Genomic DNA, 26,094 nt, shown 5'->3' with positions numbered 1-26,094 from the left:
CATGAACACCTCCCTGGCCAACACCGCCCGCCTCACCGGCGCCGCGCTCCGTGCCCTCCTCGCCCTGACCGTCCTGTGCGGCGTCCTCTACCCCCTCGCCGTCACCGGCCTCGCCCAGGGCCTCTTCCCCCACCAGGCCAACGGCTCCGAACTCCGCAGCGACGGCCGGTCCATCGGCTCCTCCCTCCTCGGCCAGCGCTACGACCTGCCGCTGACGAAGGGCCAGGAGACCCCCGCCCCCGACCTCCGCTGGTTCCAGCCCCGCCCCTCCGGCGGCCTCACCGAGAACACCCTCAACACCCGGTACAAGCTCCAGGTCTCCGGCGCCACCAACCTCGCCGGCGACAACCCCGACCTCATCAAGTCCGTCAAGGAGACCAAGGCCACCGTCCTCGCCGACAACACCGTCCCCGGCTACACCCCCCGCCCCTCCGACGTCCCCGCCGACGCAGTCACCTCCTCCGCCTCCGGCCTCGACCCCGACATCTCCCCCGCCTACGCCACCCTCCAGATTCACCGCGTAGCCGCCCGCAACCACCTCCCCGTGGACCGCGTCACCCACCTCGTCACCACCCACACCACCCCCCGCACCCTCGGCTTCCTCGGCGAACCCCGCGTCAACGTCCTGGAACTGAACGCGGCCCTGGCGGAGGCGGTGAAGCAGAGGGGATGAGGACGCGGGGGCGTGCGGTACGGGGCCCCGGGCCGGGCCTGGGCCCCGGTGGCCCGGCGGGAGCCGCGGCGGTGGGCCTCGGGTGCCGGGTTCGCGCCAACTCGCTCCTATCGACCGGGTGTTCGCCTTTCCTCGTTGCGTGCGGGCCGCAAGCGCGGCAAGAACGCACGCAACGGTCCCCGCGGTTCGCGGCCACGGGGCGCCGCCGCCGCGAGGGCCCGCCCCGGGCCGCCGTTCCGCGTCCGGTTACCGGAAAGAGGCAACGGACAACGCGTCCGGATTGCCGTGCGGAGCCCTCTTCGCGTGCCAAGCTCATGGTGGAGCGGAAATCGCGCTCCGACCCCACCCGGAACTGTCGACGCGTGCGCCGCGACGAGAGGACTTGGCATGCCCATGAACCCCACCTTCGGGGGCGAACTGCGCCGCCTGCGGGAGCAGAGCGGACGCACGCTGCACGACCTGGCGCAGGAGACCAACTACAGCCGGAGTCACCTCAGCCGCATCGAGCGAGGGGAAAAGCGGCCCTCGGTCGCGCTGGCCCGCCGCTGCGACGTCCTGTTCCGGGCCGACGGCCGGCTGCAGGAGCTGGCAGAGGAGGAACCGCCCGACCTCATCGACGCGTTACCGCTGCCCGACCGGCCCCTCGGCAGGCGCGGCCTGCTCACCGCCGGGGCGGCCTCACTGATCGGCTACAGCTTCCCGTCCGGTAACGGCGCCGGCGCCGACCGACCCGCGGGCGTCTCGCTCGCCGACCCGTTCCGGGCGCAGCTGGAGCAGATGCGCCGCCTGGGCCAGAGCACGGACCCCGGCACCCTCCTCGACCTGCTCGGGGTGCAGACCCGCACCGTCGCCCGGCTCGCCGTCGCCCAGGGCTCGTCCGACGGCGCCGAACTCCTCGTTCTCGCCGCGCACTTCGCCAACTACACCGGCTGGATGGCGCAGGAGAGCGGCGACAACCGGGCCGCACTCGACTGGACGGCCAAGGCCGTCGACCTCGCGGAGGCCGGCGGCGACCGGAACCTGTCGTCGTACGCCCTGGTCCGGCAGGCGCTGGTGGCCTTCTACGACCACGATGCGGCGCAGACCGTCGCTCTCGCGGGCCGGGCACAGTCCGACCGGCTGCCCTCCCGCATCCAGGCACTCGCCGCCCAGCGGGAGGCCCAGGGCCATGCCCTCGCCGGCGACGAGCGTGCCTGTCTGACCAGCCTCGACCGGGCTCGTACGCTGTTCGCCGCGGAGCCCGCCCGGACCGGCGACGACCCGGTGATCGGCACCTCGCACCTCACCGACCCCGCCGCGATGGTCACCGGCTGGTGTCTCTTCGACCTGGGCCGGCCGCGCGAGGCCGCCGAGGTCTTCGACCGGGAGTGCCTGCGCATCCCGCCCCATGCCCTGCGCTCCCGCACCCGGTACGGCCTCCGGCATGCCAGGGCGCACGCCGCGGCCGGTGAGGTCGAGCGGGCCTGCGAGATCGCGGCCGAGCTGCTCGACCTGACGGTGGCCGTGCGCTCCGCCACCGTGACCGCGGACGTCCGCAACCTCGCCAGGGAGCTGGCACGGTTCCGTACCCTCCGCGCCGTACGCGAGCTGCAACCCGCGCTCTCCAGAGCGCTCACCCTCACCCGGCCCTGACGGCCGCTGCGCCCGGCCTCCCGCCGCCGGGCGACACCACCCTGCCCGATCCTCGCCGTACGGGGGCGATGACGCCTGCCCGTGGGGGACCGGTACGCCCCGAGGCTGTACGGCGGCCCCGTCGTGGCCTTCGCACCGGACCCCGGCCGTTGGCAGCGGTCCCTCGCCACGCCCGGACATCCGGCGCGCACCGAACCCGGATCTTTCGCCGATCCGCCGCAGACCAGGCCCGCCGCCCCACGGCGGACCGATCCCGCAGAGAACCGAAGAGGAAAAGAGAACACCGCCATGCGCGACGTCTTCATCAACTACCGCACCAAGGACGAAGAGGCCACCGCCACCACGCTCGACGTCTACCTCTCCCAGCGTTTCGGGACCGATCAGGTTTTCCGCGCCGGCAAGTCCATCGAAGCGGGCCGGAACTTCCGGACGGAGCTGGTCGCCGCCGCCCGCCGCTGCCACGTCCTGCTCGCGGTGATCGGGCCGGACTGGTTGACGGTGCAGGCCGGGGACGGCAGGCGGGCGCTGGACGTCCCCGAGGACTGGACACGCCGCGAGATCCTGGAGGCGTCCGGATCCGCGCAGGTCATCCCGGTACTGGTCGGAGACACGCACCGGCTGCAGCGCGCGCAGCTGCCGAAGGCCCTCGCCTGGCTCGCCGACTGCCAGTACCGGCGGCTCTACCACCGTGACCACACCGCCGGCCTCCGGCGCATCGGCGACGACATCGCCGAGCTGGCCCCGCATCTCACGGACGCCGACCAGCAGGCGGCCGAGGAGAAGACGCGGGGGACGGCCGGGGCGGTCGGCGGCAACCAGGTGGAAGGCGTCCAGGCACAAGCGGGCACCATCCACCAGAACGGCGGTATCGGCAACCTCGCCGGCGGCTTCCACGGGACGTACTTCGACCGGCCGAACGGACCCGTCAACACGGGGAGCGGCCCGCAGCACACCGCGCACCACGCCCCGCAGTTCTCCGGTAACGGTGCGAACTACGTAGCGGGCGACGTCACCGGACAGGTCGGCGACACCCACATCGCAGGCGACCAGAACACCACCCGCCTCACCGGGGACCACATCGGAACCATCGGAACCATCGGCGCCCACCACGACAACCACCGCGCAGCCGAGGACAGCGACAGGTGACCGACGAGGACGGGGCCACCTGGATCAGCGGCTCCCAGGCGCCGGTCAACGCCGGGCCCGGACCCCAGTACAACTCGGCCACTCACGTTCACTACCACGGCACTGCCGGTGACGGCCCGGCCCGGCCGGTCCGTACGGGTAAGGACCCGCTGACGGTCGCCCGGGAACACCGCGCCTGGCTCAGCCGGCGGTTCGTCCCGCCGGCCGGCTTCGGGAAGGCCGTCGACCGGCTGGCCCTTCCCGGAAACACCGTCCTGCTGGACGGCCCGGAGGGCGTCGGGCTGCGGACCGCCGCCACCATGCTGCTCCACCGGCTGGACGCCCCGGCCGGCCCGTTCGAGGAACTGTCCGCCGGAGGGGAGAAGAACGACGAGGACGTTCCTGATATCGCCGAAGGCGTCCGGTACCTGCTCGACCTCTCCACGATCTCCGACGACGGCTACCAGGAGGCCCAGCAACGCCTGGTCACCTATCGCGCGAGGGTGGCGGAGCGCAGTGCGTGGATGGCCGTGGTGCTGCCCACCGGCCTCAGACACCTGCTGCGCCCAGACCTGGCCCCGGCCACAGTCGATCTGGGGCGGCCCGACGGGCTACGGGTGCTCGCGCTGACGCTCCGGCAGGATGGCATCGACGTCGGCCGGGGGAGTCTGGACAGGCCGGAGTTGAAGCATCTGCTCCACGAATCGCCGATGTGGGAGATCTTCGAGTTCTCGGACATGGTGCGTCGTGCCCGCGAACGGGCCGGCCACCGGGGCGGATTCGCCGACTGGTGCGCAGAAGCGCTCGCCGCGGTCACCGACCGTTCCAAAGAGGTGACCGCCCTCGTGCAGAAGCACGGGGACGTGCCGGAGCGTGCCTTGTTGCTGTCCGCCGCCATGCTCAGCGACGCCCCCGCGGACGCTGTGCACCAGGGAGCGGTCGAACTCCTCGCCAGACTCGGGCACGAAGAGGAGAAGCAGCCGCTTCTCGCCCGGCCCGGACTCGGAGAGCGGCTGGACGCCTTGGACGTCCGGCGGGAGGAGGACGGCCGGGTCCGGTTCGGGAAGCTCGCATACGACGCGGCGGTGCGTCTGCACTTCTGGACCAACTATCCGGATCTACGCAGCGAGTTACGGGACTGGGGCGCAGAGGTGGCCCAGTATCCGGACCTCACCGGCAGCGACCGGCAGCGTCTGGCGGTGCGGCTCGCGGAACAGTGCCTGGCCGTCGGCCGCCCCGATGACCTCTGCTCGGTGGCCGAGCGATGGACCGGCCCCACCGTCTCCCGCTCGATGGAGGCGGAGACGGCGGCCCTGCTCGAACAGGGCCTGGTACACGTACGGCACGCCGCCCGTGTCCGTACCCAGATCTACGACTGGGTGACCGGGGCCCAGCTCGGCATCAGCCTCGCCCGCGTCCTGACCGGCGTCTGCCGACAGGTCCTCGCCGCCACTCACCCCGACCAGGCCCTGGTGCGTCTGCACCACTTGGCGCTCCGCCCCGGCGAGGAGGCCGAGGTGGCATGGGAGGACCTTCTGGACCTGGCAGGAAGCAGCCGCCGCCTCCACGCCCGGCTCATCCACCGGCTGCTGACCGTGCGGCGGGGCGTGGCGGAGCGGAAGTTCCGGCTCCTTCTCGACCTGCTCGACCCTGCCCGGCTCGGCTTCTGCCCGTACCGGCAGGCCCTCCAGGATGCCTGGCGCGCGGTGCTGGACCGCGCCGATGCCCCGGCGGACTGGCAGCCGTCGGCGCTCGCGCTCTTCACCGCCGCCCATGAACGGCCGGACTGGCGCCGTGCGCCGGACGTCCTGATACGCGCGGCCGACGGTGATCCGGGCGTCCTGAACCACCTCTACGTCCTCACCTGCGACTGGGCGGCGGCCGCGCCGACGCCGCTCGACCGTGCGGCCCGCAAGGAGAGAGCCGCCGGGCTTCGGCAGAAGATCGACGCCGCGCAGGGCCTGGACTTCACGACCGACCACCCCGGCGCCCCCCAGGGAGAATCCCGATGACATTCCGAAGCAAGACCGTTCCCGTACTCCTCGTCCTGCTCAGCGGCGCCGTGCCCGTCCTGCTCGGACTGCAACTCGGCTGGCCCGGCTGGGTGACCGTCTTCCCGGCGCTGGCGCTGGTGGCGGGCCTGTCCCTGCTGGTGGTGTACCAGTCCACCGAGGCGGACCGAGGAGCCGACCCGTACCGGCCCGATCCGGCGCCCGTGGCGGAGCCCGGGACGCCGCCCTACGGCACCGCCCCCGTGCCGTCGCCTTTCACGACCGCACTCATGGCACCACCCGAACCGCCCTTCAACGAGAGGCGGGTGGACCGCGTCCGGCTGGCCAGCGCACGGGCGGACTACACGTTCGTCTTCTCCGCCACGGTGTGGTGGCGCCCGCTCGGCGGTGACGTGGGCCCCGTACAACCAGGCCTCGCGGACCTCGCCGAGTCCACCGTGCTCTCCCGCGCCCAGGCGGTCGTCGGCCGGGAGGAACCCGAGCATTGGGAGACAGTCCACCGCCGTTTGCAGGGCGAGTTGGGGTTCCGGCAGAACGATCCCTCGGATCTGATCACCGTTCTCGCGGACGGCATCAGCCTGACGCTCGACGAGGACGACCGCGTCCGGCTGGAGAAGTTGTCCCAGCTCCGGAAGGACGAGGAGGACTGGGAACGTGACCGTCACTTCGAACGCAGCCGCCGCGCCTACCTGGGCGACGAAGTGCTCAAGACCCCCGGAACCGCCGTCGTCTGGTGGCTGGCCCGCCATGACGAACGGGTCAAGGACGCGGTCAACATGATCGGCCCGCTCGCTCAGCTGTCGGCCGCCGCCAACGACACCGACATCCCCGAACCGTTCCGCCACGTCGTCGCCGGATACCCGGACCGTGAGTCCTACCTTGCCGCCGTGAGCGAGGCGGACACCACGCGGACCGATAACGGCACGGAGGACACCGGCAGGGCGCCCATGCCGGACGAGGAGCGGCCCCCGTTCTCCGGCGGCCGGGCGGCGGGCACCTCCGACGACGTCCCCGCATGGCTGCGGCGCACTGCGTCCACACCGGGCGAGCCGGCCCCGCACACCGCCGCGACCGCGGCTTCGGACAGCGATCCGGTCGACCTCATCGCCGGGCTGCTCGACGAACTCGGCCTGAAAGAAGGGTCGCCGGAGCGTGAGGCGTACGTCGAACGCGTCGCCCGCACCACCGAGGCCGCCGGGCTGCCCGAGCAGGCCGAACGGATCAGGCAGCGGCTGCTTCCGGACCGCTGCCCGCCCCAGGAGACCCAGCCGCCGTTCACCGGCCCCACCACGCGGCACCCCGGAGACCACAACGCCCCCACGGGCGGGGCGCCGGCCCCGGACAGCCGGCCCGGTGCCCCTGCCACCGACGCACCGCACGACCCTGCCACCGAGGAGGGCTGGGCCCCCGGCCCCGCCACCGAGGAGGGCCGGGCCCCGGGCCACCGCCCCGAGCAACCCCCCACCGCCCCCGCGAGTCCGTTCGACGGCAGCCCCGTCGACGGTTACGCGGGCCACCGGCCCCATGAGGGACGATTCGCCGACGTGCCCCCGGCCGACGCGCCCCCGACCGACTCGGACACGGGCGCGGGATACACCGGCGGCGACGGGCCCACCCCCGACAGGCAGCACGCCACCCCGCACTCCGCGCCCGCCTCCGACGGCATCCACACCCCGGCCCCGCAACCGTCCCCGCACGACGCCCCCGCTGGCACGTTCCCGTTCGACGGCCCCGACCGGCCCACTGCCCCGGCCCACGACCCCCGGCACAGTTACGGAACGCCGCCGGAGCAGGCACCGGACGGTGAGTACGCTCCGCCGCCGAATGACGCGCCGATGACAGGGCACCCCGGAGCCGACGGCGCCCCGCTCGCGAACGCCGTGCCGCCGGCCGACGGCACCCCGTGGTGGGACGGCCGGCCCGAACCGTCCGGCGACGGACCGGCGGTGCCCCTGCCCGGACCGCCCACCGCGCCTCCCCGGGTCTGGGCCATGCCGCCCGCGGACTCCAGCGGTCAGGACACCCCGGCGGCCACGGACCGGCTCGAGCCTCCCCACGAGGGCGGGCCCCAGCACCCGCACACCCCCGGCTCCGGCTGACCTGCCCCTGGCGGTCCCAGGAGCCCCCACGGCAGATGACGGGCCCCGCCGTTCGAGGCGGGGCCCGTCCCGCCACCCGCCCCCGTCCGCGATACTGCCTACGCAACTGACGCCACAGGCAGGGGGAATCGGTGCGACCGCTGGGCAAGGGTGATCCGCGGCAGATCGGGACGTTCCGGATCGTCGGGCTGCTCGGGGGCGGCGGGATGGGGCGGGTCTACCTCGGGCGCGGGGCGGACGGACGGACCGCGGCGGTGAAGACCGCGCGCGCCGAACTCGCCGATGACCTGGGGTTCCGTAAACGGTTCGCGCGGGAGGTGGCCGCGGCCCGGCGGGTCGGGGGGCCGTTCGTGGCGCCGGTGGTGGACGCGGCGCCGCACGACGAGATCCCCTGGATGGCGACGGAGTACGTACCGGGCGTCTCGCTCAGCGACGCCGTGCACGACGCCGGGCCGCTGCCGGTGCCCACGGTGCGGGCGCTGACGGCCGGACTGCTCCAGGCGCTGGTCGCGGTCCATGCGCAGGGCCTGGTCCACCGCGACCTCAAACCGTCGAACATCCTGCTCACCGCCGAGGGCCCGCGCGTCATCGACTTCGGTATCGCGCACTCCGCCACCGACACCGCCCTGACCGCCACCGGCGCCGCCCTCGGCACCCCCGGCTTCATGGCCCCCGAACAACTCACCCTCGCCGGCGGCGACATCACCGGCGCCGCCGACGTCTTCGCCCTCGGCGGCGTGATCGTGTACGCGGCGACCGGCAGCGGCCCGTACGGCAACGCCGAACCGCAGATCCTCATGTACCGCACCGTCCACGAACAGCCCCGACTGGACGAACTCCCGGAAGACATAGGCAAGTTGGCGAGCCCGTGTCTGGTGGCGGAGCCCGAGCGGCGCCCCGCCCTCACCGACCTCATGGCTCAGGTCGGCACCCCGGCCCCGTACGCCGACTGGCTCCCGGCTCCACTGATGGCCCAACTCCGCAGCCTCTCCGACCGGTTGCGCGACCCACGGCAGCCGGGCGCCGCACCGTGGACACCGGACGGAACGCCGGACGGGGCGGACCGCACACCGGACGGGGCGGACCGCACACCGGACGGGGTGGGCGGCACGGACCGGACGCCGAGCCCGCTCGCCCCGGGGGCCGCCACTCCGCCCGCCGCTTTCCCGGGTCCCGCCCCGCGGCCCCGGGACGCCACACCCCCGCACCACGCGCAGCTGTCATCCGGGACGCCCGGGGCCCTCGGGACACCGCACGGCCCGTACCCGTCCGCCCCCGATGCCCCGTCCGGCACCCCGGGCGCCCCGCAGGGGGAGTACGGCCCGGCGCCCGTCATGCCGCCTTCCGGGACGGCGACGGCGGCACCGCCCCCGGAGACACCGTCACCGTCCCGGAAGACGCCGGTACCGGCGCGCACCGGCGGCAGGCCGATCCGGCGCCGGGCGGTGACCGGGGCGCTCTCCGCCGCCGGGGTCGGGGCGCTGGCCTGGCTGCTGCTGCCGGACGGTGGTGACAGCGGCCGGGACCCGTCCGTCGGCTCCACCTCCCCCGACCGGAAGCCGTCCGGGAAGGCGTCGCCCGGTGGCTCCTCGCGCGCCGCGCTGCCGGCCGACCTCCGCGAGCGGGGCGTCCTCCACATCGGCACCGACCTCAGCTACGCGCCGATGGAGTTCCGCGACGCCGACGGCCCCGCCGGATGCGACATCGAACTGGGCGAAGCGATCGGCCGGGACCTGCACATCGAGGTCTCGTACCGGAACGGCTCCTTCGGCACCCTCCTGCCCGGCCTCGCCTCGGGCCGCCACGACCTGGTTCTCTCCGCCCTCACCGACACTGCCGACCGGCAGGACCACGGCGTCGACCTGATCGACTACTTCCGCACCGGCCTCGTCCTCGCCGTCCCCCGCGCCGCCCGCACGCGGATCAAGGGGCTCGCTGACCTGTCCGGCAAGAAGGCCGCCGTCCAGGCGGGCACCGAGGCCCGCGCACACCTGGCCGGACTCGGCACGCGGAAGCCGCAGATCCGCGAGTTCCCCACCCCCGAGGAGATGTACGGCGACGTCATCAAGGGCGGCTCCGAAGCCTGCCTCGACGACTACCCGCGCGCCGCCCGCGCCGTCGCCGACCACCCCGCACTCGCCCTCACCGGCCACCAGATCGCCCCGCGCGTCTGCGGTATCGCCGTCGCCAAGGGCAAGACCGCGCTGCGCGACGCCGTCCGCGCCTCCCTGGACCGCCTCATCGAGGACGGCACCTACGGCAAGATCCTCAAGAAATGGGGCCTGGAGGCGGGCGCGGTGACCCGCACCACGATCAACGGCGGGACCTGACGGCCTCACTCCGGCCAGTCGGAGTCCTTGATCACCTCGACGAAGTCGCCCCGCACGAACCCGGGCACGTAATGGGCCAGCACATCCGCCTTGACGTTGCCGAACGTCGTCCCCGGCCGGTCCTTGATGCCCTCCGTGAACGCGGCGAGGATGCCGTTCTTGAAGTCCGGACGGGGATGCGCCGCGACCACCGCGGCCCGCTCCCCGTCCGTCACCGCGCGGTAGCCGATGCCCAGCACATCCAGCTCCACACCCCGCGTGACCAGCGCGATCTCCGGCGCCATATGGAGCGGGATCTCGGGCGTGGTGTGCAGCGCGATGGCCGTCCAGACCAGCTCGGCCGCCTCCCCGGACACCCCGTGGGAGCGCAGGAACCGCCGTGCCTCATCGGCACCGTCGATCTCGAACCGCTGATCCGTCCGCCGGAACCGCTCCGTCAGCCCCAGATCATGGAACATCGCCCCGACGTACAGCAGCTCCGGATCCGCGACCACCCCTTCCTCGCGCCCCCGCAACGTCCCCCAGAGGAAAACCCGCCGCGAATGATGGAAGACCAGCGGTGACGCGGCCTCCCGCACCAACTCCGTGGCCTCCCGGGCCAGAGCACTGTCCGGAATCTCCACTCCGGCGATCGTTGTACGCATGGAACACGTCCTCCCGGTCGATGCGGATGCACGGCGTGATTGCGGGAACCGCACGGCTCCACGGACGCGGGGCGGGGACACACGGAAATCCGCGCCCGCATCCCCACCCGCCCCCGTGCCTCCTCCCGTTCCCGCTCCCGTTCCCGCTCCCCAGATTCGCCCGGGTGCCTACCCTGACGCCATGTCCTCACGGCCACATGAACCACAGATCCGGACATCCCACCGGGCCCCCGCCCCGCCGCTCCGGGTGGCGCTCGTCGTCTTCGACGGCGTGACCCTCCTCGACGTCAGTGGCCCGTCGGAGGTACTGCACCAGGCGGGCCGCTTCGGCCACCCGTACGAACTGACGCTGGTCTCACCCGACGGCGGCCCCGTCACCACCGCCGCCGGGCCGGCCCTGACCGGCACCGTCACGCCGGACGCGGCCGGCCCCGCCGACACGGTGCTGGTCGCCGGCGGCGACCGCCTCGCCCAGGAACCGGCCGACGACGCCCTCCTCACCGCCGTACGCACCCTCGCCCCCGGCGCCCGGCGGGTCGCCTCCGTCTGCACCGGCGCCTTCGTCCTCGCCGCCCTCGGCCTGCTCGACGGCCGCCGCGCCACCACCCACTGGCGCCACGCCGCGACCCTCGCCCGCCGCCACCCCCGGGTACGCGTCGAACCTGACGCCCTCCACCTCCACGACGGCCGCTACCTCACCTCGGCCGGTATCAGCGCGGGCATCGATCTGACCCTCGCGCTGGTGGAGGACGACCACGGCACGGCGGCGGCACGCGCGATCGCCCGCGAGATGGTCGTCTTCCTGCACCGGCCGGGCGGCCAGTCACAGTTCTCCGCGGCGCTCGACACCCCGCCCATCCGCGGCGACCTGCTCCGCCCCGTCCTGGAATCCGTCCTCGCCGACCCGGCGGCCGACCACAGCCTCCCCGCACTGGCCGCCACCGCGGCCGTGAGCCCCCGCCACCTGACCCGCCGCTTCCGCGCCGAACTCGGCACCACCCCCGCCCGCTGGGTCGAACGTGTCCGCCTGGACCGCGCCTGCCACCTCCTCCTCACCGGCCACACCGTCACCACCGCCGCCCACCACAGCGGCCTGGGCACCGACGAATCCCTCCGCCGCGCCTTCGCCCGCCACCTGGGCACCACCCCCACCCACTACATCCGCCGCTTCACCAGCACCCAGGGCCCCACGGACCTGTAGCGAACCACCATTTCGGACCCCGTCGCCGGAGGTACGGAACCGAGCGACGGAAGCGGCCGTCCCCGCCCCATTAGCCAGGCGTTAGCACCGGAGCAGCCCCGCGCTAGTGACCCCGCGCAGAGTGGATCCCGTACCGAGGAGAGCACGACACCGACTGCCCGGGGGGACCCGACATGAGCGCCACCACCACCCGCACCACCCGCCGCCGCACCCTGCGCGTCGCCCTCGCGGCCCTGACCGCCGTCGCCGGCCTCACCCTGACCGCCTGCTCCGGCGCCGCGGACGAAGCCTCCGGTACGAAGTCCGCGAGCCACGCGGCCACCGACCGGACCGGCGGAACGGACGCGCAGAACGCCGCCAAGTCCGGCTCCGCGGCCAACGCCGGAACCAGGTCGAGCGGCGCGTCCGGGACCGCGGACGAGGCGGGCGCCCCGGACAAGACCGTGACCCTGGTGGACGGCAGCACGGCCGAGATCACCGACCTCGGCAACCAGAACCACCGCGCCCGGATCGTCAACGACGGCGAAACCCTGGCCACGCTGGAGACGCACGACACGGACGCCGGCGCCGCCCTCAACGGCATGTACGTCGTCCTCACCATGGGCGGCGAGGTCCACTCCTGGATGGGCGGCGAACAGCGGGGCCCGGGTCTCGTCACCCTCACCGGCGGCTGGCAGGCCAAGATCACCAAGCTCGGCGAGCTCCACTACCGCGCAGAGATCATCGGCCACGAGGGCTCCGTCGACGCCACCCTGGAAGCCGACGAGAACGCCTCCGCCGGCCTCGACGCCAACGGCATATACATCGTCCTCACCGCCGGCGGCGAAATCAGCGCCCACGCGTAACCCCACCCGCCGGCCGGCCCGCCCCGACCCCCCGCCCGCTCCGCTCCGGAACAGGCTCGGGCCTGGCCCCCTCGTGCGGACAAAGCCTCACGACTGCAAACCTCGATAAACGTTGAAGGGCCCCACCGCAAGCGGTGGGGCCCTTCAAAAACGTGCCTGGTGAGGCACTGGCGGAGGATACGAGATGCGAATTCGTGAGGGGTTGCCCCCAACACGCTTTCCAAATATTCATCCGAGTACCCGGCAGGGTTCGCCCGGGTCTTGGTCTGCTGCTGGGCATGCTCGTCAGGACGCGCTGAACGGGCGTCGTGGCATTTTTTCGAGTACCAGGCAACTTGTTGCCACCGAAAGTCCTGGGTGCCGTTGACTGCGCACTCGGACAGCACCGTCTGAGGCCCCATGTGGGGGCTGCTGCGGGGACTCCCGGAGCGTCTAAGCACCTACCGCTGAACATCGAAGCGGCTCTCGACAGGTCGCAAGGCTCAAGGAACAGGAGCGTTTCCAGTATGCCAACAATGATCGGCTTGCTTGTAGTTGCCGGCCTCGCTTGCGCGGGCTACTTGGTCGGCGCGGGACATGCCAGTCGGCAACGTGATCGGGACCTCGAAGTGATGGATCGTCAAGTGAACGCCCAACTGCTTTTCGCAGAACAACAGTTCAAGAAGCAGCTTGCTGCTGAACGAGATCGCCGGACGGAAGAGCGGATAGGTCTCGCATATGAGGCTCTGGGGCGCTGGCTGCATGATCTCGACCGGACCATCGACGAAGTGTGGTCAGGCGTTCACTCGACGGAGGAACCGATCCGTACGAAGGCAGAGTTGATTGTGCGTCACTGGCCATGGGAGACACTCGTCGTACCGGTCGAGGCAAGTGGTGCCCGGCTCTACTGGGGGAGCGGGATACGAGCTGCGATCAGGAAGTTCGCCGGCGAGTCCGCAGACTTCGTCAATCGGGCGAGAGCAGCGTTCGACCAGGGCTCGGACGGGGAGCGGGTGGAAGAAACCCGTAGACGGCTGTGGGAGTCGTTCAACCACATGCACGGGATTCTCGACGAGATCCGCGATCAGGCCCGTAGCGACCTGGGAGTCCGGTAACAGGTTCAGGTAGCGGAGACGCTGCGCCGAGCAGTTCGGCGTCGCCACCAACTCAGCCGTGCGGGACGCTGGGGAGGGGTTTCGACGTACAGGGGCGTGGCGACGACCAGGCGGTGGGCATACGCCTGAGTGCCTGTGTCGACGAGGACCTTCGCGTAGCCACGCATCCTGCTGCGGGAAGAAGCCGGGTACTCGCGGCTCATCCAGGAGTACACGCCGAGGCACGCATCTTCGATGCTGTCGACGGGGCGTCTCCAATTTGGCAGCATCTCCGTCAGAAACTCAGGGATTACCCCGACACCCTGTGCGTCACGGCGGGCGATCTCTGCGATCAACTCGTGCAGCCAGGAAGTGCCAGAACCCAAGCGGCCGGCGGACTGCGCATGAGCACGCAAATGCTGAACCGATCCGCACAAGAGCAGACCGGTGTCCGTCATTCCGGGATCCGGGGCTGGAGTTGTGCCTACGAGCAGTACCACATCGTCCGGTACCGTCCCGCTGTCCTCGTGTGCCGTCTTGAGCGCCATGTCCAGTTCGAATTCGATCCACTGGTTGGGGCGCAGGTCAGGAGAGCTCAGAGTGGACGGAGCATGGTGTTGCACCAAGCGCTTGACTGCACGGTTCAACGCAGCTTCTGTCACCATGGTGCTGGTTTCCGGTGCGCCGGGAGCGGCTTGGGCGGTCACCGGCCCCGCAGGGGTCTGGAATGAGCCGCTGAGAAACGGCAAGCGGGTTTCCGTGGCGCCCAGAAGGCAGGCGTTGAGTTTCTGCTCTGAGAGATAGACAAGATCGTACAAGTGAACCTCCACTTAGTTTTGCCTACGGTTGATTTCTCGAAAAACCTGTCCACTGAACTGGGGTCGGCTCTTACCTTGCAGAAGATTTTCATGTGCGGCAGATAAGGTGCTGGGTGGCGCCAGCAGTCCCTTTTCGGCGTGCTCGGCATCGCAAATGAGAAAAGACCCGGCCGCTGAGTGGTCGGGGTACTCGCCTTACCTGGCAACCAGGGTATCGGAGGCTCATGTGAAGCAAGTTTCAGCAGTCGCCGGAGGGCAGCGGGCTGAGGTGACCGCGAAGGCCTCGCAGCAATCTGTGGGGAAAATCGGTGTATTGTCAGGTGAGAGCATTGGCGGAAGATGCGAGACTTGGACTCATGGCGGGTTGCCCCCGACATGCTTTCCAGATCTTTGTCCTGGATCCGCATGGGAGCTGTGGGCGTACTCATCTGCGGCGGAGCGTTCGGGGCGCCCGCGCATGGACGGAAGTTGCTCGGCGTGAATGAGCCATCGAGAGCCGTGCCGAAGAGGAGATCCAGCCGCGCCGCACCTTTTCACGAGCGCTGCGCGGCTGTGTACACCTCCACCGACCGGCCTCAGCGTGGACCAGGAGCTTTCATCGACTTCTCGGTCACTTGTCCCGGAGGCGGATGGCCAGCACTGTCCCGTCGGATCGGATCGATACCGTGTTCCAGTGCTTCGCTGTGCTGCGCTGCGGCCACTCTCCTCGCCAGCTGTGCGCCTCGCGACGGTACTCGTTGACGTGCCCGTGGTGGAGATGCGTGTAAAGACTTCTCTCTAGACCGGAAAAAGCTTCTACCCGGGTGCCGTTGAGGCGGTAGATGTGATCGGTGCCGACGAAGTCGATGTCGTGGATGCGGTGCTCCGCGTCTCGTATTTTGGCCGTGCTGGCGTGGGTGTCGTGCTGGAAGTGACGTCGCCCTTGTTCCTTGGTCAGGTACCGAGCGGTGGGTTTGCCACCTCCGGTGAAGGCGGTGAGCGCGGCTGCTTCCGTCCGGGCCAGCACGATGCTGAACCAGGCGAAGGAGCCGGGCAGTATCTGGAACCCGGGAACGGCCGCCCCGTCACCTTCCGTGGGCAGTACGACTTCGGGCACGAACTCTTCCTGCTCGAGCGCAAGGTCGAGGTCGACTCCCGTTTTCTCGCCGGGCGGGCGGAGCAGGGTTGTGCCCGGTGCTTCCAGAACATGCAGGGCGAGATTTTCCTTGGCCGGGATCTCGGTGCCGATGAGCAGGTAGGGGACAGTGCCATAGGGCCCGATGTGGACCGACTCCACGTGGGCGCTAGCGGTGCTGAGCTGCTTGTATACCTGGTGAATGCTGCTGTGCGTCCCCTTCGAGGACATCAGGAAGATCTTGGAGGGCTGTCCGGGTTGCCAGGCTTCGACGAAGAAATGCGGGCGCCGCTGCAACGGTTCCGGGCGAGGCCCGACGCCAGTGCTGCGTAGGGTCCAGCCGGCTTTCAGGGCGATGTCCGCCGGGATCACGGAAACCGAGTGGTCGGGGTACCGGGACCTGACTATGTGCTCGGCCAGCAGCGAGGCGAAGCCGGTGCCGATCTCTCCGGACTGCGTGGCCTTGTAGAAGCGCAGGAGGTCGCGTCCCTCGGACGACAACTGCAGGAATCGACCCCGGTTCGCTTCCAGCGCCTGGCTGTAGCGCAGGCTGCCCCAGTGCTCGGCGAGTCCCCGCCCGGCCCCCTGACGGGCCGCCGCAGCGCCAAGGCCGATGGCGTGCAGGACTTGCCAAGGGGTGAGCGACAGTGATTGCGGCGCATTCCGAACAGCCCTGTAGTCGGTGCGCCTGCGCAGCGGGCCCCGCCCGTCCTCCGCACGTTTCTTGTCCTCGTCCGCAGCCGCCTTACTGACCTCGGCGGCGAGTTCGTGAGACGAGCGGACCTGAACGTTGGAGGCCGTGGCCAGTTCGTTCAGGATCTCGGGGATGGTTTTGGTTTCGTCCTCGTTCAACGGCGCCCCTCTGTCGTTGTTGTGTGGCGTGAGCCGTTGGACGCTAGAAGAGCGCAGGGGAGCGCATGCAAGTGCACACGAGGGGTCGCAGGACTGAATTCGGTCACCTCCTCCTCTGGTTTGCGGAGAGATCACCTGTGTCCAGGAAGGGGAGCCTGATTGCACCGTTTGTGGTGAGGCCCGATGGGGACCAGCCTGGATGTCCCGAGACAGGATGCCTACGTGGGCGTCGTCCGCAGGGCAACTTCGCCGGAGTGTTTCTCGGCGTTCACGACAGCCCGGGCAATCCGGAGCGCGTCGGCCAAGAACGCCACGGCACCCCGAGAGCAGCTGGAGCCTCTCCACGAGAGTTCACAGCCGCCTGTGCCGTGTAACTGAAGCCATGCAACGACGAAGGCCCGACAACTGAAGTGGTCGGGCCTTCGTCTGCCCTGGTGGGCGAGTGCGGACGATACGAGATTCGAACTCGTGAGGGGTTGCCCCCAACACGCTTTCCAAGTCTTCGCCCGGGGGTTCTGGGGTGTGCGGGGGCGTTCTGACCTGTGGTGCAGCCGGTGTGAGTGGAACCTCAGGCCAGTGTTGTGCACCGGTGAATTACTACTTGCCCGGATTGGTCCCAGACCACTGGAGTGTCTGCCCCTTGACAGCGGCCACGCATTCGAAGTCACGGTCTCGACACAGCAGCGTCAGTCCTTTGAGCTCGATGGTTGCAGCTACGACGAACTCACCAGCCCCAGCACTGCGATGCTGCCCCACTCGTCCTTGACGAGCTCCAGATCGAAAGGGTCTTCGCTGGCCGTGGCCCGCAGCCGTGTGAGCACGAGTGCCCGTCGCCGGTTCCAGCATCTCCTGGAGGGCGGTACCAGATCGATCATGGTGCGGTTCATCACGACCCTCCCTACAGATGCACCGTGATTGTCGGTACATCTGGGGCGGCGCATTGCGGCCTGCTTACATGAGCCGCTTGCGTGTCCGCGCAGCCTCCGACCGGACTTGGTCGATGAACTTGTTACGCATGCCGTCGTGCGACTTCTCCCACGCTGCTTCATCCCATTCGTCATCGGGGTAGTACGGGTATTCTGTGTACTCATCGAAGAGCAGCCAGCAGGCCCGTATTCCGGCCAGCAGGTCTTCCAAGAGGTCGGGAGCTGGGCGCTGGGGATCGAGCGGTGTGAGTCGGATCCGCCATAGTTCCTCTGCCAGCACGTCGTCCGTGCTGGCGTGCCGTTCGACTAGCTCCTCCACCCGGTCAATTTGATTGAGTAGGCCGGACCTGTCGGGGATCAGCCCCTCGGCCACGGCCAACGCATCCCTGATGAGCGTGACCACGGCTTCGTGAGGAGACGCTCCTTCGTCGATGAGTTCGAGGACGCGAGTGGGCGTTTCGTGTGGGAGGGCTTCGATGTTATCGGCTTCTACCACGATGTCTGTCGGGTGGACTCCTGCCAGCTCAGACGTGATGTCCGCGGCGGCCTGGAGCCAGTGGGCAGCGGCGATGGCGGCAGCGGTCGGATCCACGTCGGTCTGCAGCGATGAGGATCCGAACGGGTCGGCGTGGAGAAGACCGTCGGCGGCAGCCAGTTGTACCGGTGAGACGTCTTCTCGGGTGAGCAGGACCGCTTGACGCGCCCGGCCGTCCAGATTGCCGAGTTCGGCCTGTTCCACCGAGGCGAGTTCGGCCTCTGTCTCAGCGAGGACAGCCTTGGTGAGCTGGTCATCGGCGATGGAGTGGAGCGTGCGTCCGATGCGATGGCCCGACTCGATGATTGGGCTGTAGCTGACGAGTAGGTGGCCATCTTGTGGCAGATTCGGGTGCGTTACGCCCTTGAGCGCTTCTAGGAAGGAGGACCGTTCCTGCCTACGGCGCCAGCCCTCGCCGTTGACTTGCTGGGATGTACTGGCAGTGGCGGGGCGGACGTAGGTGCGCCAGGCTACCTGTGAGAGGTGTTCCAGGTTTCGCGCGAGATCAAGTATCTCGTCGCCCGTGATGGTCTCGGGCGCAGTGGCGACAATGACGGACGTCCTGCCCCTCGTGGTTGCCCAAGTTGCCATCAGGGCATGTGACTCGACGGCGTAGGCATAGTGCGTCACTGGGAAACTCCTGCTGTGTACGTCGGTAGGTATGACTATTCAGATCAGGCCTGCATAGGTGTTGTGCATCGGGGCAGTGCCTTTCCGCACGGTGTATTTTCCGCTTCCTGGGGGCGTCTCATCCGATCGGGATTTGAGGGCCTCGACGTTCACAAAAGCAGGCCAGAGCGTGCCGTGCTCCGACCAGCGAATGCCGTCCAGCACAACACCGAGCAGGTCGGCGGCGCGTAGGTCCGAGGTTGTGAAGTCGTCCAGAAACACACTGATTGACTCCTCGTCGAGGAGGGGCAGGTCTCGACCGAGGACTGTGCTGACTGCGCCTCGGACTTCCTCGGCGCAAAGCCGGAGGAGACGCCGACTGCGGGCGCAGTTGCGAGTTGCTGCTCTGGACAGAGCGTCGGCTAGCTGCCTGATCTCGGCGGGGCTCGTGGAATGCGGGTCGCGTTGGAGGAGGGTCTCCGCTGCTGTTCGCGCCATGTCCAGATCGCCGGCGAGGCCGACGGTAAGGCTGCGAGCCAGGTCGCGCGAGGCTAGGGAAGCACCTGTGTGGGCGAGGTCGCCTGCGATCCCGATGGCGTGTTCGTGGGCGGAGTGAAGCTCACTGCTCACAGCGAACGCGAGACGCTGGCCCAGGCTTGCCTTCAGCCCGAGCGCGGAATGCTTGACCTGCGTCAGGCCCGAGAGGAGTCGATGTGCCTTCTCGAAGGTCAGTGCCGCAGTCGCGACATCGGGACTGACGCGCAGAGTGACGCGGATCTCAGGACTGACCATCTGGAGGCACTGTTCTGTTGCGGTAGCTGTCTTCCCGCCGCGCCTTTTGTTTTTCCCGGACCTCCATCGTTGCTGTGAGGCATCAGTGCCGATGACGTCAGCCAGGCCAGCTTCAACGTTGAGGACCGCACCGAGGCTGTCAACAAGATCGTCGTGTTGAGAGAGCAGCAGGACGTCGCGCAGCCCGGCCTCGATATCTAGTGCGTTTCGGAGGGCTGCCGACAGGTCGTGCGTGTGCCCACCGAGCAGGTGGTCCACGGCACGGTCGAGCTCCTCGTCATTTGAGTCAACGCGGTCCTTGGCCACTACTCCTCCTCTCCGCTGACCAAGGCTGCTGCCGCGCGGCGTGCCTTCTTGAGGCTGGCGCGTACCGCCTCGGGTGCGATGCGGAGCTCCGCAGCGATCTCAGTGGGGCTGTAGCCGTTGAGGGTCCAAGCCAGAACCTGACGCTGGCGTGGTGGGAGTTGTCTGAGAACGCGAAGAATCTCTTGATGCTCCTCCCACTCTGCGAGGGCTTCAGGACGAGGCAGCAGAGCCGTCGGTTCTGGAACGTGTTCGAAGGCATCCTCACGAATATCGGCGATGCGTCGTGCGAGCGCCCGCGAAGCCACAGTGTGGAGCCACGCGGACGGTTGTTTGATCTCTTCCCAGCGTCTGTAGGCCGTGGTCATTGCATCCTGTGCGATGTCGGCCGCCACCGGCAGAGAGGCTCCCTGGTGGATCAGGAAGCCGACGAGCTTGTCGATCGTGTTGCGGTAGAAGGCCGAGAACTCTTGGTCCACCGAGCGACGGGTGTGATGACTGTCCTCGTCGACTGCCTTGCTGAACGGCCGACCGTTGGCAGTTGTGTGGCCGGTCTCCTCGGCTGGGTCACGCCGGTTCACGCGATGCCGTTCGCTTGCCTGGGACGGGAAGTGGACAACAACCTGATGCTCTGGCCTCTTTCGTCAATGTCATGTTCCCCAAACTCGAGGTTGTCGGACGACGACAGGAGCTGGGCAATCGCAAGCGCGTGCTCGTACTGGGCCTGGTCGCCCCGCTCGTCTCGTCGGAGCCGCATCCAGAGCCTGCAGGTGACACACAGTTCTGTGATGGCGACTGAAACGATCACGATGGCTGCCGTAGGCGCTTCCACAAGCATCTCCCTGAGATAGGCGGGCCTCCAGTGGCCCGTCAATAAGTAGGAGGCTGAGGAAGCTCAGTGCGTGAACCGCGAACACGTACCTTCTGCTGGCCAGGCGGGTTTTGTGCTAGCTCGGTGTGCTGGGCCACCTGCTGAAGGAAGGAAGTGGCCCGGAAGGTCAGAACAGCGATCCAGGGCCCCTGGGGACCGCCTTCGTGGACAAAGACCAGGACAACGGGTGCTGAGAAACGTCGAAGGGCCCCGCTGCAAGCAGCGGGGCCCTTCAACATCGTGCCCGGTGAGGCACTGGCGGAGGATACGAGATTCGAACTCGTGAGGGGTTGCCCCCAACACGCTTTCCAAGCGTGCGCCCTAGGCCACTAGGCGAATCCTCCGCCGCAAACAATACAAGACGTCGAGGGGTGCTCGCGACCATGATCCGGAGGGCGGGGGTCCGGGTGGGGTCGGGAGGGAGTCGCAGGTGGGGGCGGGTCGTGTTCGGGGGCGGGGATCCGCTACTGTGGTGCGCAGCCCCTCACGTGGCGCTATCTGACTGAACTCCCCCAGGGCCGGAAGGCAGCAAGGGTAGGTCGGCTCTGGCGGGTGCGTGAGGGGCGTTTGCGTTTGCGGGCGGCCCGGTTGTCAGTGGGGGCCGATATCGTCGTATGCGTGTCGTCCCTCGCGCTGTACCGCCGCTACCGACCCGAGACCTTCGCCCAGGTCATCGGGCAAGAGCACGTGACCGATCCGCTCCAGCAGGCCCTGCGGAACAACCGCGTCAACCACGCGTACCTGTTCAGCGGCCCGCGCGGCTGCGGCAAGACGACCAGTGCGCGCATCCTGGCGCGCTGTCTGAACTGTGAGGAAGGCCCCACCCCGACGCCGTGCGGCACCTGCCAGTCCTGTGTGGACCTGGCGCGCAACGGCCGGGGGTCGATCGACGTCATCGAGATCGACGCCGCCTCGCACGGCGGTGTGGACGATGCCCGTGACCTGCGGGAGAAGGCGTTCTTCGGGCCCGCGTCCAGCCGGTACAAGATCTACATCATCGACGAGGCGCACATGGTCACCTCGGCGGGGTTCAACGCCCTGCTGAAGGTGGTCGAGGAGCCGCCGGAGCATCTGAAGTTCATCTTCGCGACGACGGAGCCCGAGAAGGTCATCGGGACGATCCGCTCGCGTACCCACCACTACCCCTTCCGCCTGGTGCCGCCCGGGACGCTGCGCGACTACCTCTCCGAGGTGTGCCGGCAGGAGTCCGCGCCGGTCGAGGACGGTGTGCTGCCGCTGGTGGTGCGCGCCGGTGCCGGTTCGGTGCGGGACTCGATGTCCGTCATGGACCAGCTGCTCGCCGGGGCCGGTGACGACGGTGTGACGTACGCCATGGCGACGGCGCTGCTCGGATACACGGACGGATCGCTGCTGGACGCGATCGTGGAGGCGTTCGCGGCCGGGGACGGCGCCGCGGCCTTCGAGGTCGTCGACCGGGTGATCGAGGGGGGCAACGACCCGCGCCGGTTCGTCGCCGATCTGCTGGAACGCCTGCGTGACCTGGTCATTCTCGCCGCGGTGCCGGACGCGGGGGAGAAGGGGCTGATCGACGCGCCCGCGGATGTCGTGGAGCGGATGACGGCCCAGGCGTCGGTGTTCGGCGCCGCCGAGCTGAGCCGCGCCGCCGACCTGGTCAACACCGGCCTGACCGAGATGCGCGGCGCCACCTCGCCGCGCCTCCAGCTGGAGCTGATCTGCGCCCGGGTGCTGCTGCCCGCGGCGTACGACGACGAGCGGTCCGTGCAGAGCAGGCTGGACCGGCTGGAGCGTGGTGTCGGCGCGGCGGGGCCCGCCGGGGGCGGGGCCGCGTTCGCGGGCGGCGGTGCCCCGGTGATCGACGGCGGGGGCCCCGCGGTCGGGTACGTGCCGGGACCGGAGGCCCATCCGGTGGGGCCGCCCGCAGGTCCCGCGGGCCCGGCGGCGGCGCGGGCGGCGGTACGTGGCGCGACCGGCGGCGGCCCCGGCGCTCCCGCGGCCGGCCGGCCCGCAGCCGCGCCCGTGGCTCCCCAGCCGGCGGAGGCGCCCCCGGCCGCCGGGCCGGCGGAGGGCGCGGTCCCGCGGAGCGGATCGCACGCGGCCGAGCGGGCCGCGGAACAGCCGCGTCCGGCCGGTGCCTGGCCCGGAGCCGCGGCGCCCGGCAGCGGCCCGACGACCGGCGCGCAGGAACCGACCGGGAGCCCCGCGCCCGCCGAGGGCGGCCCCGCGCGGCCCGGTGCCTGGCCCGGGAGCGGTGGCGCAGGTCAGGACGGTGCCGGACGGCGGCCCGGGGGGTGGCCGTCGGCCGCTGCTCCGGGGCAGGGGGCGCGTCCGTCCGCTCCGGCGGCGGCCCCGCAGCAGCCCGCCGCGCAGGCGCCCGCACCGCAGGCCCCCGCCGGGGGCGGGCAGGGCGCGGCGCAGGTGCGGCAGATGTGGCCGCAGATCCTGGACGCGGTCAAGGGCCGCCGGCGTTTCACCTGGATCCTGCTCAGCCAGAACGCCCAGGTCTCCGGCTTCGACGGCACCACCCTCCAGATCGGCTTCCCCAACGCCGGAGCGCGCGACAGCTTCGCCAACGGCGGCAGCGAGGACGTGCTCAAGGAGGTGCTCGCCGAGACATTCCATGTGCAGTGGCGGGTGGAGGCCATCGTCGACCCGTCGGGCGGCGCCAACCCGCCGGCCGGCGCCGCTCGTGGCGGTGGCGGTGGCGGCTTCGGCGGCCAGGGGAGCGGTTACGGCGCAGGTCAAGGTGGTGGCTACGGCGGTCCCGCACAGTCCGGCCCGCCGTCGCCCGCACCGTCGCAGGGCGGCCCGGCGGCCGGAGGCGGCCCCTCCGGCGGCAGCTCGGGCGCGCGGATGGCCCGGGAGGCCGTGGCGCCGCCCGCGTCCGGTGGTCCGGACGGCCGCGCCCCGGAGCCCGAGGCGTCCCCCGAGCCGCCGATGGCCGTCGAGTACGACATGCCGGAGGAGGACGACCCGGATCTCGTCGACTCCGCCCTGAGCGGCCACGACCTCATCGTCCGGGAGCTGGGCGCGACGGTGGTGGAGGAGTTCAACAACGAGTGACCCCGGCGGAGGGTGGGGCGGCGCTCGGCCGGGCCGCCGTTGGCCGCCTCCCCCGGGAGCGCCCTGCGGCTGGGCCCGCTCCCGGCCGCCCGCGCCGCCTCCCTCGGCATCGCGGCGCTGCCGGGCTCGCTCTCCGCTCCGCACCGCCCGCTCTCCGCGCCTCAAGGCAGTACCCCGCCGACGCCCGACGCCGTTTCGCTCCGCCGGGCCGGCCACAGGCCGCTGCCCTGCCGGTCCGCCCGCCCGGGACGCTCGGCCGCGTACCTGCGGCAGGCGCCGAGCAGCGCATCGACGACCGCCAGGAGGCGTCGGCGCCCTCGCGCGTACCCGTGACAGTGGCCCCGCGGCCGGTGACGTCGCCGACGGCCCGTACCGGTACCCGTGGTACCGGTACGGACCCCGGAAGCGGGACGTCCGTCCGCCCGGTCTCCCCGCGTACCGCCGCGGGTGGCCGGGGGGACCGGCGGCGTTCACCCCGGAGAGGGAGGATGGGGTGCGGGACGCGGCGGCCGGGTGTGCGGCGGCTCGTCCGTACGGCGTAAGGCGCGGGCCGGGGGAAGCACGTAGGCTCGGGCTACCGCACCAATCGTTGTCGTACGGCAGGAGTCACGTCGTGATCCCCGGTGGTCAGCCCAATATGCAGCAGCTGCTTCAGCAGGCCCAGAAGATGCAGCAGGACCTTGCGGCCGCCCAGCAGGAGCTGGCGGAGACGCCCGTCGAGGGGTCGGCGGGCGGCGGCCTCGTCAAGGCGACGGTGACCGGCTCCGGTGAGCTGCAGAGCCTGGTCATCGATCCGAAGGCGGTCGATGTGGACTCCGCGCAGGAGACCGCCGAGACCCTCGCCGACCTGGTGCTCGCGGCCGTACGGGACGCGAACGCCGGCGCCCAGCAGCTCCAGCAGAGCAAGCTCGGCCCGCTGGCGCAGGGCCTGGGCGGCGGCGGTATCCCCGGCCTGCCCTTCTGAGGGCCCGGGGGACGACCGCGGTCTCCCCTTTCCGGCGGTGGCCAACTAGCGTACTGAGCAGGGCAGAAGAGAGAGAAGACGTTCCGTGTACGAAGGCGTGGTTCAGGATCTGATCGACGAGCTGGGCAGGCTGCCCGGCGTCGGTCCCAAGAGCGCGCAGCGGATCGCCTTCCATGTTCTGCAGGCCGAGCCGACCGATGTCCGCCGGCTCGCGAACGCGCTGATGGAGGTCAAGGCGAAGGTCCGGTTCTGCAGCGTGTGCGGCAACGTCGCGCAGGAGGAGCAGTGCCGGGTCTGCCTGGACCCACGCCGTGATCCGGCGGTCATCTGCGTCGTGGAGGAGCCCAAGGACGTCGTGGCGATCGAGCGGACGCGGGAGTTCCGCGGCCGGTACCACGTGCTCGGCGGGGCGATCAGCCCGATCGAGGGCGTCGGGCCGGACGATCTGCGGATCCGGGAGTTGCTGGCCAGGCTCGCCGACGGCACCGTCACCGAGCTGATTCTGGCCACCGACCCGAATCTGGAGGGCGAGGCCACCGCCACGTATCTGGCGCGCATGATCAAGCCCATGGGGCTGAAGGTGACGCGACTGGCGAGCGGACTGCCGGTCGGGGGCGACCTGGAGTATGCCGACGAGGTCACGCTCGGGCGGGCCTTCGAAGGGAGAAGACTTCTCGATGTCTGATGCCACGCTGCACAACGCGACGCAGAACCCCGACGACTTCGCCGTATCGATCTCCGACTCGATCGAGAGCTTCATCGTCGCGGTGACCGAGGTCGCCAAGGGCGACGAACCGGACAGCGCGGTGCCGTTCCTGCTGCTGGAGATCTCCCAGCTGCTGCTGACCGGCGGACGCCTCGGCGCCCACGAGGACATCGTCCCGGACGAGCGCTACGAACCGGACAGCGGCCCGGAGCCGGACGCCGACGAGCTGCGCGAGCAGTTCGCCCGCCTCCTCGACCCGGTCGACGTGTACTCCGAGGTCTTCGATCCGTACGTGCCGCGCAGCGAGCCGGTGGCCTGCCGGATCTCCGACGACCTCGCGGACATCGTCACCGACCTGCGGCACGGGCTCGCGCACTACCGCGCGGGCCGGGTCAGCGAGGCGCTGTGGTGGTGGCAGTTCTCCTACCTGACCAACTGGGGTCCGACCGCGTCGGCGGCGCTGCGCGCACTGCAGTCGCTGGTCGCCCACGTCCGGCTGGATCAGCCACTGGACGCGCTCGACGGGCTGGACACCGACAGCGACGCGGGCGGCGACGAGGAGCGCCTCGCCGAGGAGGCGGGCAAGGTCATGGCGGCGGAGATCGCCGGGCCGCTGGGCATCCGCCGGGGATGAGGCCGCTGCGCCCGGCCGTCGCGTACGGGCCGGGCGGAGCGGTGGCGCAGCCTCCGGCGGGCGTGGTCCGGGGCCGGTGGGCGGGGCGGTGCCGAAGGGGCGCGCGGGACGTTTCCGAGGTGGCGGGAACCGTACGCGGTGCGGCGGTGGCGGTGTGTGACCTGGCTTACGTTCCCGTGTGCTCCGTGCTGGAGCGGGCATGTGCTGGCCGAGCGGGCGCGACGGGGCGCCGCGCGGAGCCGCCGCGGGACACGGTGATCATCGGTGTACGGAAATGACCGATGATTGAGCGTT

General features: G+C 70.4%; 20 protein-coding genes, 1 tRNA gene and 1 other RNA gene. 14 read left to right on the top strand and 8 right to left on the bottom strand.

Going from position 1 to position 26,094, the window contains the following annotated elements:
• Window position 1 precedes the first annotated feature (1 nt).
• The 6 genes from ACZ4M8_RS18135 to ACZ4M8_RS18110 all read left to right on the top strand — a co-directional run bounded on the left by ACZ4M8_RS18135 (window position 2) and on the right by ACZ4M8_RS18110 (window position 9,871).
• The gene (locus ACZ4M8_RS18135; RefSeq protein ID WP_467608404.1) at window positions 2–673 is read left to right on the top strand and encodes a potassium-transporting ATPase subunit C; all 672 of its coding nucleotides are present in this window, start codon (window positions 2–4) and stop codon (window positions 671–673) included.
• Between the two features lie 387 nt (window positions 674–1,060).
• Complete coding sequence (locus tag ACZ4M8_RS18130; RefSeq protein WP_467608401.1) at window positions 1,061–2,305, top strand: helix-turn-helix transcriptional regulator; 1,245 nt, start codon at window positions 1,061–1,063, stop codon at window positions 2,303–2,305.
• A gap of 288 nt (window positions 2,306–2,593) precedes the next feature.
• Window positions 2,594–3,451, top strand: a complete 858-nt coding sequence (locus tag ACZ4M8_RS18125; RefSeq protein WP_467608398.1) for a toll/interleukin-1 receptor domain-containing protein — start codon at window positions 2,594–2,596, stop codon at window positions 3,449–3,451.
• Window positions 3,448–5,442, top strand: coding sequence for a hypothetical protein (locus ACZ4M8_RS18120; protein WP_467608395.1), 1,995 nt, complete (start codon window positions 3,448–3,450; stop codon window positions 5,440–5,442). Before ACZ4M8_RS18125 ends, ACZ4M8_RS18120 begins: the two co-directional genes overlap by 4 nt.
• Window positions 5,439–7,541, top strand: coding sequence for a hypothetical protein (locus ACZ4M8_RS18115; protein ID WP_467608393.1), 2,103 nt, complete (start codon window positions 5,439–5,441; stop codon window positions 7,539–7,541). The genes ACZ4M8_RS18120 and ACZ4M8_RS18115 overlap by 4 nt, the downstream gene beginning before the upstream one ends.
• 131 nt (window positions 7,542–7,672) lie before the next feature.
• Entirely contained in the window at window positions 7,673–9,871 is a 2,199-nt protein-coding gene (locus tag ACZ4M8_RS18110; RefSeq protein ID WP_467608390.1) for a protein kinase domain-containing protein, read from the top strand.
• 5 nt (window positions 9,872–9,876) lie between these two features.
• Here the strand turns inward: ACZ4M8_RS18110 and ACZ4M8_RS18105 are convergent, their stop codons facing one another.
• Complete coding sequence (locus tag ACZ4M8_RS18105; protein ID WP_467608387.1) at window positions 9,877–10,515, bottom strand: HD domain-containing protein; 639 nt, start codon at window positions 10,513–10,515, stop codon at window positions 9,877–9,879.
• A 181-nt stretch (window positions 10,516–10,696) separates the two neighbouring features.
• Here ACZ4M8_RS18105 and ACZ4M8_RS18100 point away from each other — a divergent pair, with 181 nt between their 5' ends.
• The 3 genes from ACZ4M8_RS18100 (at window position 10,697) to ACZ4M8_RS18090 (ending at window position 13,655) form a co-directional block, all read left to right on the top strand.
• The gene (locus tag ACZ4M8_RS18100) at window positions 10,697–11,716 is read left to right on the top strand and encodes a GlxA family transcriptional regulator (protein ID WP_467608385.1); all 1,020 of its coding nucleotides are present in this window, start codon (window positions 10,697–10,699) and stop codon (window positions 11,714–11,716) included.
• Window positions 11,717–11,889: 173 nt separating this feature from the next.
• Entirely contained in the window at window positions 11,890–12,561 is a 672-nt protein-coding gene (locus tag ACZ4M8_RS18095) for a hypothetical protein (RefSeq protein WP_467608382.1), read from the top strand.
• A 515-nt stretch (window positions 12,562–13,076) separates the two neighbouring features.
• Complete coding sequence (locus ACZ4M8_RS18090; protein WP_467608379.1) at window positions 13,077–13,655, top strand: hypothetical protein; 579 nt, start codon at window positions 13,077–13,079, stop codon at window positions 13,653–13,655.
• A gap of 5 nt (window positions 13,656–13,660) precedes the next feature.
• Here the strand turns inward: ACZ4M8_RS18090 and ACZ4M8_RS18085 are convergent, their stop codons facing one another.
• The 7 genes from ACZ4M8_RS18085 to ACZ4M8_RS18055 all read right to left on the bottom strand — a co-directional run bounded on the left by ACZ4M8_RS18085 (window position 13,661) and on the right by ACZ4M8_RS18055 (window position 20,798).
• A complete protein-coding gene (locus ACZ4M8_RS18085; RefSeq protein WP_467608376.1) occupies window positions 13,661–14,452 on the bottom strand; it encodes an SAVMC3_10250 family protein in 792 nt (263 codons plus the stop codon).
• Window positions 14,453–15,062: 610 nt separating this feature from the next.
• On the bottom strand, window positions 15,063–16,418 hold the full coding sequence (locus tag ACZ4M8_RS18080) for a hypothetical protein (RefSeq protein ID WP_467608373.1): 1,356 nt from the start codon (window positions 16,416–16,418) through the stop codon (window positions 15,063–15,065).
• A 713-nt stretch (window positions 16,419–17,131) separates the two neighbouring features.
• Window positions 17,132–17,305 carry a hypothetical protein gene (locus ACZ4M8_RS18075; RefSeq protein ID WP_467608371.1) on the bottom strand — a complete coding sequence of 58 codons (174 nt, stop codon included), beginning with the start codon at window positions 17,303–17,305 and terminating at the stop codon, window positions 17,132–17,134.
• A 64-nt stretch (window positions 17,306–17,369) separates the two neighbouring features.
• The gene (locus tag ACZ4M8_RS18070; RefSeq protein WP_467608368.1) at window positions 17,370–18,509 is read right to left on the bottom strand and encodes a hypothetical protein; all 1,140 of its coding nucleotides are present in this window, start codon (window positions 18,507–18,509) and stop codon (window positions 17,370–17,372) included.
• 39 nt (window positions 18,510–18,548) lie between these two features.
• The gene (locus ACZ4M8_RS18065; RefSeq protein WP_467608366.1) at window positions 18,549–19,586 is read right to left on the bottom strand and encodes a hypothetical protein; all 1,038 of its coding nucleotides are present in this window, start codon (window positions 19,584–19,586) and stop codon (window positions 18,549–18,551) included.
• On the bottom strand, window positions 19,586–20,164 hold the full coding sequence (locus tag ACZ4M8_RS18060; RefSeq protein ID WP_467608363.1) for an RNA polymerase sigma factor: 579 nt from the start codon (window positions 20,162–20,164) through the stop codon (window positions 19,586–19,588). The genes ACZ4M8_RS18065 and ACZ4M8_RS18060 overlap by 1 nt, the downstream gene beginning before the upstream one ends.
• Before the next feature lie 546 nt (window positions 20,165–20,710).
• Window positions 20,711–20,798, bottom strand: a tRNA-Ser gene (locus tag ACZ4M8_RS18055).
• A 131-nt stretch (window positions 20,799–20,929) separates the two neighbouring features.
• On the opposite strand from ACZ4M8_RS18055, the gene ffs reads away from it, so the two are divergent.
• The 5 genes from ffs (at window position 20,930) to ACZ4M8_RS18030 (ending at window position 25,800) form a co-directional block, all read left to right on the top strand.
• Window positions 20,930–21,028, top strand: an RNA gene (gene ffs / locus ACZ4M8_RS18050) — signal recognition particle sRNA small type.
• 44 nt (window positions 21,029–21,072) lie between these two features.
• Window positions 21,073–23,496 (top strand): DNA polymerase III subunit gamma and tau, encoded by a 2,424-nt coding sequence (locus tag ACZ4M8_RS18045; protein ID WP_467608361.1) that lies wholly within the window; start codon window positions 21,073–21,075, stop codon window positions 23,494–23,496.
• 613 nt (window positions 23,497–24,109) lie between these two features.
• Window positions 24,110–24,460 (top strand): YbaB/EbfC family nucleoid-associated protein, encoded by a 351-nt coding sequence (locus tag ACZ4M8_RS18040; protein WP_467608358.1) that lies wholly within the window; start codon window positions 24,110–24,112, stop codon window positions 24,458–24,460.
• 85 nt (window positions 24,461–24,545) lie between these two features.
• Window positions 24,546–25,145, top strand: coding sequence for a recombination mediator RecR (gene recR, locus ACZ4M8_RS18035; protein ID WP_030285547.1), 600 nt, complete (start codon window positions 24,546–24,548; stop codon window positions 25,143–25,145).
• A complete protein-coding gene (locus tag ACZ4M8_RS18030; RefSeq protein ID WP_467608355.1) occupies window positions 25,138–25,800 on the top strand; it encodes a DUF5063 domain-containing protein in 663 nt (220 codons plus the stop codon). Before recR ends, ACZ4M8_RS18030 begins: the two co-directional genes overlap by 8 nt.
• The last annotated feature ends 294 nt before the right edge of the window (window positions 25,801–26,094 follow it).

This window comes from Streptomyces sp. NPDC027185, assembly GCF_055567035.1.
This window is presented reverse-complemented; position numbering and strand designations above follow the sequence as displayed.

What these genes read in the sequence shown, in the direction of transcription:
- ACZ4M8_RS18100 (WP_467608385.1), top strand. Translation starts at nt 10,697, where the DNA reads ATGTCCTCACGGCCACATGAACCACAGATCCGGACATCCCACCGGGCC.
- ACZ4M8_RS18125 (WP_467608398.1), top strand. Translation starts at nt 2,594, where the DNA reads ATGCGCGACGTCTTCATCAACTACCGCACCAAGGACGAAGAGGCCACC.
- ACZ4M8_RS18130 (WP_467608401.1), top strand. Translation starts at nt 1,061, where the DNA reads ATGCCCATGAACCCCACCTTCGGGGGCGAACTGCGCCGCCTGCGGGAG.
- ACZ4M8_RS18115 (WP_467608393.1), top strand. Translation starts at nt 5,439, where the DNA reads ATGACATTCCGAAGCAAGACCGTTCCCGTACTCCTCGTCCTGCTCAGC.
- ACZ4M8_RS18090 (WP_467608379.1), top strand. Translation starts at nt 13,077, where the DNA reads ATGATCGGCTTGCTTGTAGTTGCCGGCCTCGCTTGCGCGGGCTACTTG.
- ACZ4M8_RS18135 (WP_467608404.1), top strand. Translation starts at nt 2, where the DNA reads ATGAACACCTCCCTGGCCAACACCGCCCGCCTCACCGGCGCCGCGCTC.
- ACZ4M8_RS18075 (WP_467608371.1), bottom strand. Translation starts at nt 17,305, where the DNA reads ATGAACCGCACCATGATCGATCTGGTACCGCCCTCCAGGAGATGCTGG.
- ACZ4M8_RS18030 (WP_467608355.1), top strand. Translation starts at nt 25,138, where the DNA reads ATGTCTGATGCCACGCTGCACAACGCGACGCAGAACCCCGACGACTTC.
- ACZ4M8_RS18095 (WP_467608382.1), top strand. Translation starts at nt 11,890, where the DNA reads ATGAGCGCCACCACCACCCGCACCACCCGCCGCCGCACCCTGCGCGTC.
- ACZ4M8_RS18105 (WP_467608387.1), bottom strand. Translation starts at nt 10,515, where the DNA reads ATGCGTACAACGATCGCCGGAGTGGAGATTCCGGACAGTGCTCTGGCC.